Here is a 12489-nt window from a genome sequence, read left to right on the forward strand (position 1 = left end):
GCTCTTTTTTTGAGGCGCTTATGCAATCGGCAGAAAAAGAGCATCCTTGCCTGAAAAGGTATTATGCCGGTAAAACGATTTGTCCCCGACCCCCGCTGTTTCCAGCTGTTCTTTCAGACCATCTTTTTGTCCTATGGCCTGCTTTACCTGGGCTGGACGGCTGAATGGGGCCATTACCTTGTCAGTATCGTAAGTGCGGTGGCGTTCAACTATCTGGCCGAGGGCATCCGGCTGCGCAAATGGCCTGCCAGGCATAGCTGGCGTTCCTGGGGGCTAAGCCCCCTCATCAGCGCTATGAGCCTTTGTCTATTACTGAAGACGGGCCATTGGTACACCAGCTTACTGGCCGCCCTGCTGACAGTAGCTTCGAAATATGTTCTTCGCGTCGGCGGCAAACATATTTTCAATCCTTCCGCTTTCGGAATAGTAGCTACGCTGCTGATCACGCAGGATGCCTGGCTTTCTCCCGGGCAATGGGGCAGCGATGCCATACTGTTCTTCCTTACCATTGTCTTTGGAACCATCGTCGTGACAAGCGTGCAGAAGCTGGATACTACGCTTGCCTTTCTCCTGACTTTTGTGCTGCTGACCTGGTGGAGACAGACCTATGTGCTGGAATGGCCCGTGGATCATTTCCTTCATTCCATTACAACCGGAAGTTTGTTATTATTCGCCTTTTTTATGATCAGCGACCCCCGGACCTCTCCCAACCATCCTTTTGCAAGGATCATCTGGGCATCGCTGATCGCGGTGGTCTCCTTCTATCTTGCCGCCTTCCAATGGAAATATAATACGTCAATCTGGGTATTAGTGGCGGCGGCGCCCCTCGTTCCTGTCCTGGACAGGGTCTTCAGGGCCAGCGCTTTTAAATGGTCGTCTTCTCCCATTCAATTTAATTTTCTTTTACAACTTAAAAAACAGGGTATGAGAACAAGGATTAGAAAAGCAGGCGCAGCCGTGATCCTGGTTACCATGATCGGCCATGATGCCGCGGCCTTCTGCGGATTTTACGTCAGCAAGGCGGATGGGACACTGAAAAACAAGACATCGCAGGTAATCGTCGTACACGATGGCGACAGGAGCACCATCACCATGTACAATGATTTCAAAGGCGATCTAAAGGATTTTGCCATGGTGGTGCCCGTGCCCGTCGTATTGAAAGAAAGGGATATCAAGGTGGTGGATCAGAAGATCTTCGCAACCCTGAATGACTATAGCCAGCCACGGCTGGTGGAATATTACGACAATAATCCCTGCGGGATACAAGATAAACTCCAGGGTAGGGTCCCCGGGCTGGCCATGGGTGAAGTAGTGGTAGTGGGGTATGGCAAAAGCAAAAAGGACCTCGGTGTCCGTATAGAAGCCCGGTACCTGGTGGGTGAATACGATATTCTTATCCTCAGCGCAAAGGAATCCCAGGGATTGAAAACCTGGCTTACGGAGAATGGGTATAAGATCCCGGCAGGAGCTGAGGAGGTATTGGAGCCCTACATCAGGAGCAACCTGAAGTTCTTCGTCGTAAAAGTAAATGAGGAAGAAAAGAAGAAGCTGCCGGGCAATTTCCTCAGGCCAATCCAGATCTCTTTCAATTCTCCCAGGTTCATGCTGCCCATCCGTCTGGGCATGGCCAATGCGGAAGGCGACCAGGACATGGTCGTATATGCTTTCAGTAAAAGAGGTAGGATCGAATGCGCCAACTACCGGACCGTGTCCCTGCCGACCGGGAAAAATATCCCCTTATTCGTACAGCAAAATTTCGGGAATTTCTATTCCAATCTTTTTCAGCATCAATGGAAGATGGAAGGTAAGGCGGTGACGATGCTGGAATATGCCTGGGATGTCAGTCCCCGGAACTATGTAAAATGCGATCCCTGCGTAGCCAGCGCTCCTTCCCGGCAGGACCTGGTACAGGCCGGTGTATGGTGGATGGGAGGATCACCATTGGCAGACGATGAAGCGGGGCAGGAGGCTTCCGATAAGGTCTATTTCACCCGGCTGCATGTCCGGTATAACCGCAAGGCCTTCCCCCAGGACCTGCTTTTCCAGGAGACAGCCAATACGGAAAATTTCCAGGCCCGCTATATTATCACCCACCCGGCTACCGGGGATCTCAGCTGTCCGGAAGGAAAAAAATACCTCAATGAATTGAAGGAAAGGCGTAAGGATGAACTGGAGATGCTGACCTATCTCACAGGCAAAGGACCCGATGACTGGGACCTCCTCGCGCAGACGGATGAGGAAAGAGCTATTCCTGCCGGGAGCTCTTATGCTGTGGCTGCGATGACCCTACACCAAGAGAAAAAGGACGGACTAGAGATTTGGGGCACTTCGTTAGGTATGATCGTGCTGATCTCCCTGGCCTGTTTCAAGCGGAAAGGACGGACGGGGGAAGAATAGGAGAGGGAATGCTCTTTTTTTATTTTCCCGGCTCACGGGGGATTTCGTATCTTCCGGGTTGACGTTTTTTTCTGCTAAAATGTTTGGGTTCCAAGCCGCAAAAAGCCGCAAGAAGAGCGAAACCAGGCTACTAATATAATTGGAGGATAATTAAATATATCATTTTATTGATTTTTAAATACTTACAATATTTTATATGCTATTTATTAATACTTGTTTATTGGCTCCAAATAGTCCTATAGGTGCCTAATCTCCCCAAATTTAGACAAGACTCAATTAAATTTTATGTAGATGAATCTAGTAACTGATTTACAATACTTTCCAAGTGTTATATTATATAAAATCTCAAATAAGACATCAAATATAATATTTGAGCAATATGAATGTTACCAAAAAATGAGTTTTCGCAACAGGTGCGAGATCGCCGGGTCCCAGGGACGGATCCATCTCAGCATTCCCCTGGAAAAAGGACGTGATCAAAAGACCCTGATGAAAGAAGTGAAAATTGCGAATGCCTACTCCTGGCAGGACCGGCATTGGAAGACCATTCTTGCCTGCTACAGCCGTTCACCCTGGTTTGAATTTTACCGGGACGAGCTGGAGTTGTTCTATCGCAGGCGCTTTGATTTTCTCCTGGATTGGAACCTCGCCTGTTTCGAATGGACATGCCGTGCCCTGGCGTTATCCGTCCGGGTGGCGCTTACGGAATCCTGGCGGCCGCATTATGATGGAGTGAATTGGCTGGACATACGGGGACAGATCCGCCCCAAAAATATCAGGGAGGGCAGCACTTCGTCTCCGGTGATCTACCGCCAGGTCTTTGAAGAGATCACCGGTTTCATCCCGCATCTCTCCATCCTGGACTTATTATTCTGCGAGGGTCAGCGGGCCCGATCTTTACTTGCCGGGGTCGACCCAACATCGTAAATTACATGGATTGCAAACCAAAACTGCCTGATGCGATTTTTTACAGTGATCAGAGTGTTGCCGGTGATCACCAGCCTTCTCCTGGGTACCTTGCTGCAAGCGCAACAAAAACCGGAGTACACCCAGTATATTCTCAATAACTATATCCTCAATCCTGCCCTCACGGGGATCGAAAATTACACGGATGTGAAGATCAGCCATCGCCACCAATGGGTGGGCGTTCAGGATGCACCGATCACCACTTATCTCACCATCCATGGGCCGTTGGGCAAAAAGGATGATCGTGAAACGGCGACTTCTTTTCATAAACCCGGCTACAATCCCCGGGGAAGGGACTATTGGGATGACTATACGGCCGCAAGACCTCACCACGGCGTCGGCCTTCAGGTGCTGGATGACCGGACCGGGCCACTCAGCCGGTTTTCCGCCTACGCTACTTATGCCTACCATCTGGGACTTAGCCCCCGCACCAGCCTTGCCCTGGGCTTTGCCGCAGGCATCAGCCAGCTGAACCTGGACAGGAGCAAGCTTTTTTTCGATGTACCTGTGGATCCCGCGGTTTACTCCAGCGGCGAGCTGAATAAGATCAAGCCGGATTTTGGGGCAGGCATCTGGCTGTATTCGGCTGATTATTTCATGGGCTTCTCTGCGCAGCAGATCATTCCGCAGAAAATAGCATTTACGGATAAGATCGCTCCTCATCCCGGAAAATTAGTGCCCCACCTGTTCGGACAAGCCGGCTATCGTTTCCTGCTTGACGAGGACTTCAATTTGATACCTTCCGTGATGGTGAAATACGTAGACCCATTGCCCCTGCAATTCGATTTTTCCGCCAAGCTGCAATACCAGGATTTCTTATGGATAGGGGCTAATTTCCGGACTTATGATGGCTTTTCTGCCATGGCCGGGCTCAACGTCTCCAATACTTTTAATATCGGCTATTCCTATGACCTGACAACTTCTAAATTGAATACCATCAGCAAGGGTACCCATGAGATCATCATTGGGTTCCTCATCGGAAACAAATACGGGGATTGGTGTCCTAAAAATATTTGGTGAATGGAGGTCTGATATCAGATGACTACGGTAACCCGCTTTTTCCCGATCCTGCCCAATTTTCTTTGCAGTTCCTGTTGCTTATCCAGGTACTGCTGCTGAAGTTTAAGCTGCTCCATTAGTATCTGGCGTTTTTGCCTTAGTTCAGGTGCTTCTTTCGCGCCTGCCTGCTGGAGAAGCTTTAGCTGAATTTGCAGCTCCTTTTGCATTTTATTGATAGCCAGTTCCACCTGGTGAGAGGCCATTTGCTGCAAGTATACATATTGCTCTCCGGGAAGGGTAGTGCTGTCCTGTATGTTCTGGAAGGAGAAGCTCGAATTGGGAACATAAGGAGGAGGCGCGCCATCTCCATGCAATTGGGTAACCACGTCGGTATGTGCCGAAATGGAGTAGTCCCGTTTGTCGGCCTGCAGGGGCGTGGAAGCATAGCCTGCCAGGGCGTTGCCATCTTCATCCTCAGCAGGAGCATCCGACTGGATCAGCTCATCCGTTGCATAACTGTCTTCATCGCCGGCTGCATCCTTATGATGGGCGTGTGGCGTTGCAGGCTTTCGGAGGGCTGCCTGCTTATGCGCTATCCGGAAAGACACCGATACAAAGGCAGTCCGCTTGCTTTCCCCGCCGGCCGGCTCGTCCGTTATTTTTTTCTCTGAGGCAGCAATCGCCGGAACACGGAACGCAGCCGGCTGCTTCACCGCAAAGTTCGGCCAAGACAATAGCATGCCGGTGGTAAAAAGCGTCAGGAACAGGAATATCAATGGTTTTCCCCTCAGCGGTTCAGACGTCTGATTAAGCTTCAGGATCCGCCTGACCCTTTGCAGCAGGAGTTGGTCGTCGCCGCCCGTGGCGGCCAGCACCAGCCGGGGACTTCCCTGTATGCCTTTTGCCAGGGCCAGCAGCGCAGAGACATAAGTGTGAGGATCATATCGGAATTGAAGGACCAGGTCGTCGCAACGATGCTCCCTTTCTTTTTGAATGCTTCGTATGAGCAGTCTTGAGAAGGGGTTGAAGAAGAACAGTATTTCCAGGAAAGCTATCCACAGATGCAAAAGATAGTCCTGCCGCCGGATATGCGCAAGTTCATGCAGGATCAGCGCTTCCATCTGCTCCGGGCTGAGATGGCTTACCATTGCCAGCGGCAGCAGAATGATGGGCTTTAAGGAGCCAAGGGTCACAGGGCCTTCCACCAGGGAAGAAAGCCAGACCTTTACGACCTTTTTTATCCCCATCCTCCGGCCTGTCTGCTCCACAAAGGTCCGAAGCTCCGGCGCCGCTTTCGACAGACCGGCATGGGCAAGGCGCCTGGAATAAAAATATTGTTTGCCAAAACGGGCAAAAAGCATACACAAGGTCAGCAGATAAAGGGTCGAGCAATAAGGGAGACCTTCAATGATCAGCTGCCTGCCTGCCACCAGGAAGGAGGCGATGCGGTCTGATCCCCAAAAAGAAGATACTCCCAGCCGGGAAGCCGGCGTAAGCGGATCTGCAGAGAAAAAAGCATTGAAAAAGCTGATGCCCGTCCAGACAGTTCCGGCCCCTAATAACAGGATCGCAAGTCCATGGCGGAGATGGGCGGAAGTGCGCCTGAAAATATTGACAAAGCAAACATATACCAGCCACAAAAAAGCCATTTGCCAAAGGCTATTTAACAATGACCATCCCAGCGCCCTCAGTAAAGCGGATTGGGTAAGCAGGTGCATGCCTATTGATTTTTCAGATTATTTAATAGCTGTTGGATCTCTTCCAGCTCTTCCGGGGAAGCCTTGTGATTGCCCAGCGCTTGCAGAACCAGTTCCGTAGGCGATCCGCCAAACAAAGTATTGATCATTTTGCCAAGCAGGTGCTTCTGCGTTCTCTCCCTGGTGACAGCCGCCTGGTAGATATGGGTCTTGAAAGAGTCGTCTCTTTTCACCAACCCCTTCTCATGCATGATCTGCATTAGCTTGAGCGTAGTGGTGTAGCCTACGTCCTTGGATTTGGCCAGATCCTCGTGCACTTCCCGAACGCTGGCCAGGTCTTTACTCCAAAGGACCTGCAGGATCTCCAGCTCGCTTTCAGTTGGCTTTATATACTTCGTCGACATAAAAATATATTTGAAAAGCAATTTACGATTTTTTTCGTAAATGAATGTTAAAAATGGGCCTCCTCTTGCCGGCGGTGTTCTTCGATCAGTTGACGGGTAGTGAAGCTGCTGCCGTCATGACTCCAGCCCGGCGGCTTGATAAAATAAAGGAGGGCGTTCTTCAGTGAGCCTGAATGGGCTGCTTTTTTGAATAATTCTCCCCAGGTCCTGAACGCCACGATAAAAGGATTGAAGGAGCCTATATTTCGGGTGAGCCCATATTGTGGCCGTTGCTGTTCGGGTGTGAAGGTACCGAAGATCCTGTCCCAGATGATCAGCACTCCGCCATGGTTCCTGTCCAGGTAAGCAAGGTCCGTTCCATGATGCACGCGGTGATGGGAGGGGGTGTTGAAAATAAATTCCAATGGTGCCGGCAGCCGCCGGATCATCTCGGTGTGTATCCAGAACTGGTAAATAAGGCTTGCGGATTGCATCATGAGCACGATGACAGGATGAAAGCCGATCACGGGCATCCAGCACCAGAAGATAAAGGCGCCTGTCAGGTTGCCTGTCCAGGTTTGCCTCAAGGCAGCTGCGAGATTATAGCGTTTGGAAGAATGGTGTACCACGTGCGATGCCCAGAACCAGTTGATATGGTGGCTGGCTCTATGGAACCAGTAATAAGAGAAGTCGTCCGCGAAGAAAGCAAGCACCCAATGCCACCACCGGCTTCCGTCCAGGGTAAAGATCCGAAGGCGATAGAGCAGCATGAAAAATCCGAAGATGAGGGCTTTGGTGATCAGGCCTGTCGCCACATTCCCGATACCCAGGGCCAGGCTGCTGAAAGTATCTTTTGTTTCATACAGATCGCGGCGCTCCCGGTGGGATAACCAGGCTTCCAGGCTGAGCAAAAGGATAAAGCCGGGAATTGCGTAATAAAGGATGGCTGGCGGCATGCAAACGTATTACTCGTAATTTACTCTTTTTTTGGCGGGGCTGCAAACCTGGAAACATTTGAAAGTATTTGCCTAAAAGCGTCTAATAGTCTATAGCCGGCCACAGGCCGGCTGTCCGAAGGACCATCATTAGATTTTTTTTCGCCGAAGGGAGTACATTTCAGATACCCCGAAGGCGAAAAAAAAAGCCCCCATGTAGAAACATCGGGACTTTTGGTATTTGGATCTGATTAGTGTCGTTCTTTGAGGTCGTAAAGATAAATATACCTACGAATTATCCAACTATTTTTTTTGTTAAAACTGCAATTAATTGACAGCTGCGGTCACAGCTGGCTGAGCCGGCTTGACCACTACTGCAGGTGCATCCTTTCTGACATGGATCTTCACTTCGTCGCGCGTATGGAAAATAGACGCAAGGGTGGGTGCAATGACCAGAGATACGATCGACATCAGTTTAATAAGGATGTTCATGGACGGGCCGGAAGTATCCTTGAAAGGATCGCCTACGGTGTCACCTGTTACAGAAGCCTTATGGGGATCGGACTTCTTGTAATGGACCTCTCCATTGATCTCCACTCCTTTTTCAAATGACTTCTTTGCATTATCCCAGGCGCCTCCGGCATTATTCTGAAAAATACCCATCAATACACCGCAGACAGTGGCGCCTGCTAAAAAGCCGCCCAGCGCTTCGGGTCCCAGGAGGAAGCCGATGATGAGGGGAGAGAGGATCGCGATCGCTCCCGGCAATACCATTTTCTTGATAGAAGCCTGCGTGGAGATAGCCACGCACTTATCATATTCAGGTTTGCCCGTTCCTTCCATGATACCTGGAATGGTGCGGAACTGGCGACGTACTTCTTCCACCATCGCCATGGCTGCCTGTCCTACTGCCTGTATGGCCAGGGAAGAAAAAATGAAGGGGATCATGCCGCCTATGAAGAGGCTGGCCAAAACCTTCGCCTTATAGATGTCAATACCCTGGATCCCGGCCACGCCGACGAAGGCGGCGAAAAGAGCCAGCGCCGTCAGGGCCGCTGAAGCAATGGCAAATCCTTTACCGGTGGCGGCAGTCGTATTTCCTACGGCATCCAGTATATCTGTTTTTTCACGTACTTCCTTGGGCAGCTCGCTCATCTCGGCAATACCGCCTGCATTATCCGCGATGGGACCAAAGGCATCGATCGCCAGCTGCATGGCAGTCGTCGCCATCATACCGGCGGCGGCAATGGCGACTCCATAAAGACCGGCGCATGCGAATGAACCCATGATACCGCCTGCCAGCACCAGGATCGGAAGGAAGGTGGATTGCATACCGACCGCCAGACCGCCGATGACGTTGGTGGCATGACCGGTGCCGGACTGCCGTATGATGCTTAATACAGGTCCCTTGCCCATGGCTGTATAATATTCCGTGATGATGCTCATCAGCGTCCCTACCAGCAGACCTACTGCAATGGCGCCCAGCACTCCCCATTTCGTGAATTCCGTTCCACGCAGTACCATCGTTTCAGGCAGTACATAATACACCAGTCCGATGCAGGCGAGGGCCGTCAGAATGATGGAACCCCAGTTACCCATATTCAGGGCCTTTTGCACGACAGCAGTGTTGAGTTGGGCCGAATCGCTTACGCGGACGAATAAAGTGCCTACGATGGAGAAGAGAATGCCGATGCCGGCGATCAGCATGGGCAGCAGGATAGGGGCCATGCCACCAAACTGGTCGTCTGACTGCGTTTCCCTTCCCAAAACCATGGTGGCCAGCACGGTGGCTACATATGAACCGAACAGGTCAGCGCCCATCCCCGCCACATCGCCTACGTTATCACCCACATTGTCTGCAATCGTAGCAGGGTTGCGGGGATCATCCTCGGGGATGCCCGCCTCTACTTTACCTACCAGGTCAGCGCCAACGTCGGCGGCTTTGGTATAGATACCACCTCCCACACGGGCAAACAGCGCAATGGATTCCGCGCCAAGGGAAAAGCCCGTCAGCACTTCGATCGTACGGATCATTTCCGGGGAATCCACCGCAGCGCCGGGGGCGAAGATCGCTTTGAGTATGATGAACAAGCCTCCTAATCCCATCACTGCCAGGCCCGCTACACCCAGGCCCATGACGGAACCGCCGGTGAACGATACCTTCAGCGCCTGGCTAAGACTGGTACGTGCGGCCTGTGCTGTCCGGACATTGGCTTTGGTGGCGCTACGCATACCAATATAACCAGCGGTGGCGCTTAAGATAGCTCCCAGGATAAATGAAATGGCTATCGACCAGTGCGAGTCAGGATTGCTGTTGCCCATGAAAGCCAGCAGGATGGCGGCCAGCACCACAAAATAGGAGAGGATCTTCCACTCCGCTTTGAGAAAGGCCATTGCGCCTTCCGCAATGTAACGGCTGATCTCTTGCATTCGCTCGTTACCCGCATCTTGTTTGGACACCCAGGCAAACTTGATAAATGTGTAGAGGAGACCGATGGCGCCCATGACGGGAACTAAATAAATCAATTTGTCCATAATAAATATTAGTTCTTAAAAGAGGAGTTCCACCAGCAAACAGTCGTTTTTTTGGTTACCTGGTGAAAACAAGGGAGGCAAAAATAAGGGGAAATGGTTGAATATTACCGTCCATGCGCTACCTATAATGAAAAATCCTCCCGCTTCAGTTCGGGAGGATCTCTCAGAAACCTTGAAATTTGAAAAAAAGAGAAGAACAATCTTTATTATGAACTATTGATGGCCGGTGTAAGGAAAAGGTTGTTCGTTTGAAAAGTTTAAGGTTTAGGGGTTAAATGGGTGGTTCAGGTATACAAGAAAATATACGAAATTGGTGCCAATTGAGTAAGTGTCTGATAATCAATTGTAAAATACCGAATAAGGCTCCTGTATTTTTCCCGATTTTGGAATCTTCGTCCCGAAATGAATTGATTTGGTTATAAAAGAGTGGACTTAATTACATTTACAAAGCAACGGTGAACCCCTCCGCACCGTCATGTAGTTAACTAGCTTTGGATGTTCTCTAAGAAACTGCTTAGTATTATATTGGTGCTATTATTTACCCTGGTCAGAGGTCTTCCTGTGCTGTCACAGGGCTGTACTACATTGGGGCAGACTCCTGTCACGGCCTTCCCGGTCTGCGGCAGCGCTACGTTTACCCAATCCAGTGTTCCCGTATGTACCAATGGCACGGTGAAAGCACCATGCTCTTCCGGTACCGGGAATGTATATGAAGACAAAAATCCCTATTGGTATAAATTCACCTGCTTTACCTCGGGCACGCTTGCGCTTACCATCAACCCTAAGAACCAGGACGATGACTATGACTGGCAGATCTTCGATGTGACGGGACATGACCCTTCGGAGGTTTATACCAATGACAATCTGCTGGTGGCCTCCAATTGGTCGGGACTCACCGGCGCTACGGGTACAGCGGCCAATGCGGCTTCCCTCAATGAATGCGGATCCACCGGTACCTTCAATCCTCCGAAATACAGCAAGTTGCCTTCCATCATCCAGGGACATAATTATCTTCTGCTTATTAGTCATTTCTCCGGGACGCAGCAGAGCGGTTATGATCTTTCATTTTCGGGAGGCACCGCCAGCATCACTGATACGGTCCCGCCTACCTTTAAGGATATTCGTCCCATTTGTGATGGCAGCCGTATCCGGGTGATCCTGAACAAGAAGATGAAGTGCAGCAGCCTTGCGGCAGATGGCAGCGACTTTTCCATCAGCCCTGCCGCTGCACAGGTCATAGGCGCCGTAGGCAACAGCTGCAGCGCGGGTTTCGATATGGACACTGTGACCCTGACGCTTAACAGCGGGTTCCTTCCAGGCACCTATTCGGTCGTCGCAAAAAATGGCCAGGATCAGAATACCCTTTTTGATAACTGCGGTACGCAAATTCCGGCAGGCACTTCCCTGCCATTTGTCATTGCCCCTCCTGTACCCACTCCTTTCGATAGCCTTACACCGCCGGCCTGCGCACCCGACGTGCTGCAGCTGGTGTTCAGCAAGAAAATAAAATGCAGCTCCATCGCAGCGGACGGCAGTGATTTCGTTGTTTCCGGATCTTCCCCGGTGACAGTCGTTTCAGCCAACGGTAAATGTGATGCCGACGGACAGACCAATGTGATCCTCGTACATCTGTCTGCGCCCATCATGACGGCTGGTAATTTCCAGATCAGGCTGGTGAACGGGATTGACGGCAATACCATCATTGATGAATGCGGTCTGGTAACCCCTTTAGGCGCGCCGCTGCCCTTTGTTACCAAAGACACTGTCACGGCGGCTTTTGATAACCGGGTACACCTGGGATGCATCCAGGATACCATTGACTTCTTCTACCCGGATAAGAACGGCGTCGATCAATGGACGTGGATCTTTGATGACACGGACACCAGCCATGTACAAAACCCTGAGCGCCGCTATACGGTCTTTGGGAATAAAAAGGTGCAACTGATCGTTTCGAATGGATTTTGCAGTGACACCAATGCGGTCGTTATTCCCCTGGACAATGCCATCAATGCTGCATTCGAAGCGCCGAATATTCTTTGCCCCAGGGATGCAGCCCGCTTTTCAAATTTCACCCAGGGACATGTCAGCACCTGGGACTGGGACTTCGGTGATGGGACTACCAGCACGGATTCGCTCCCGGCGGATCACCTGTTCCCCGTCATAGGCGCCGAAAAAAAATATGGCGTCACGCTCATCATCACTAATGACATTGGTTGCAAGGACACGGCCAGCCAACTGATAGATGTGCTCAAATCCTGTTATATAGCGGTCCCCTCTGCCTTCACGCCCAATGGAGATGGCCTTAACGATTACCTCTATCCGCTGAACGCTTTCAAGGCGGATAATATGGAGTTCAAAATATTCAATCGCTGGGGACAGCTCTTATTTACTTCAAAAGACTGGCTGTCGAAATGGGACGGCACGGTCAACGGGCACCCCGAGCCTCCCGGCACGCTGGTATGGGTACTCCATTATACGGACAGGGATACGGGTAAAAAGATCTTCCAGAAGGGGACTGCGCTATTGATAAGGTAAAATGAAAACGCCCCACTTTTAATTGTTGGGGCGATTTTCATT

8 protein-coding genes are annotated in these 12489 nt (G+C 50.8%); 4 read left to right on the forward strand and 4 right to left on the reverse strand.

From position 1 onward, the window contains the following. Positions 1–63: 63 nt before the first annotated feature. The 3 genes from Q4E93_RS11935 to Q4E93_RS11945 all read left to right on the forward strand — a co-directional run bounded on the left by Q4E93_RS11935 (position 64) and on the right by Q4E93_RS11945 (position 4383). Entirely contained in the window at positions 64–2397 is a 2334-nt protein-coding gene (locus tag Q4E93_RS11935; protein ID WP_303585423.1) for a DUF2330 domain-containing protein, read from the forward strand. A gap of 291 nt (positions 2398–2688) precedes the next feature. Next, complete coding sequence (locus Q4E93_RS11940) at positions 2689–3324, forward strand: WbqC family protein (protein ID WP_303585426.1); 636 nt, start codon at positions 2689–2691, stop codon at positions 3322–3324. 30 nt (positions 3325–3354) lie between these two features. Further along, the gene (locus tag Q4E93_RS11945) at positions 3355–4383 is read left to right on the forward strand and encodes a PorP/SprF family type IX secretion system membrane protein (protein WP_303585428.1); all 1029 of its coding nucleotides are present in this window, start codon (positions 3355–3357) and stop codon (positions 4381–4383) included. A gap of 14 nt (positions 4384–4397) precedes the next feature. Here the strand turns inward: Q4E93_RS11945 and Q4E93_RS11950 are convergent, their stop codons facing one another. The 4 genes from Q4E93_RS11950 to Q4E93_RS11965 all read right to left on the reverse strand — a co-directional run bounded on the left by Q4E93_RS11950 (position 4398) and on the right by Q4E93_RS11965 (position 9912). Next, positions 4398–6080, reverse strand: a complete 1683-nt coding sequence (locus Q4E93_RS11950; RefSeq protein WP_303585430.1) for a M56 family metallopeptidase — start codon at positions 6078–6080, stop codon at positions 4398–4400. A 2-nt stretch (positions 6081–6082) separates the two neighbouring features. After that, positions 6083–6463 (reverse strand): BlaI/MecI/CopY family transcriptional regulator, encoded by a 381-nt coding sequence (locus Q4E93_RS11955; protein ID WP_303585432.1) that lies wholly within the window; start codon positions 6461–6463, stop codon positions 6083–6085. 47 nt (positions 6464–6510) lie between these two features. Continuing rightward, positions 6511–7398: a sterol desaturase family protein gene (locus tag Q4E93_RS11960; RefSeq protein WP_303585433.1), complete on the reverse strand. Its 888-nt coding sequence runs from the start codon at positions 7396–7398 to the stop codon at positions 6511–6513. Between the two features lie 306 nt (positions 7399–7704). Further along, positions 7705–9912, reverse strand: a complete 2208-nt coding sequence (locus Q4E93_RS11965; RefSeq protein WP_303585435.1) for a sodium-translocating pyrophosphatase — start codon at positions 9910–9912, stop codon at positions 7705–7707. A gap of 495 nt (positions 9913–10407) precedes the next feature. Here Q4E93_RS11965 and Q4E93_RS11970 point away from each other — a divergent pair, with 495 nt between their 5' ends. Beyond that, a complete protein-coding gene (locus Q4E93_RS11970) occupies positions 10408–12447 on the forward strand; it encodes a PKD domain-containing protein (protein ID WP_303585438.1) in 2040 nt (679 codons plus the stop codon). Positions 12448–12489: the final 42 nt, after the last annotated feature.

It is taken from the genome of Flavitalea plasmicola, from assembly GCF_030546645.1.
Lineage (GTDB): Bacteria > Bacteroidota > Bacteroidia > Chitinophagales > Chitinophagaceae > Puia.

Coding starts and splice junctions, on each gene's coding strand:
- Q4E93_RS11940 (WP_303585426.1), top strand. CDS start 2,689: ATGAATCTAGTAACTGATTTACAATACTTTCCAAGTGTTATATTATAT.
- Q4E93_RS11960 (WP_303585433.1), bottom strand. CDS start 7,398: ATGCCGCCAGCCATCCTTTATTACGCAATTCCCGGCTTTATCCTTTTG.
- Q4E93_RS11935 (WP_303585423.1), top strand. CDS start 64: ATGCCGGTAAAACGATTTGTCCCCGACCCCCGCTGTTTCCAGCTGTTC.
- Q4E93_RS11950 (WP_303585430.1), bottom strand. CDS start 6,080: ATGCACCTGCTTACCCAATCCGCTTTACTGAGGGCGCTGGGATGGTCA.
- Q4E93_RS11955 (WP_303585432.1), bottom strand. CDS start 6,463: ATGTCGACGAAGTATATAAAGCCAACTGAAAGCGAGCTGGAGATCCTG.
- Q4E93_RS11945 (WP_303585428.1), top strand. CDS start 3,355: ATGCGATTTTTTACAGTGATCAGAGTGTTGCCGGTGATCACCAGCCTT.
- Q4E93_RS11965 (WP_303585435.1), bottom strand. CDS start 9,912: ATGGACAAATTGATTTATTTAGTTCCCGTCATGGGCGCCATCGGTCTC.
- Q4E93_RS11970 (WP_303585438.1), top strand. CDS start 10,408: ATGTTCTCTAAGAAACTGCTTAGTATTATATTGGTGCTATTATTTACC.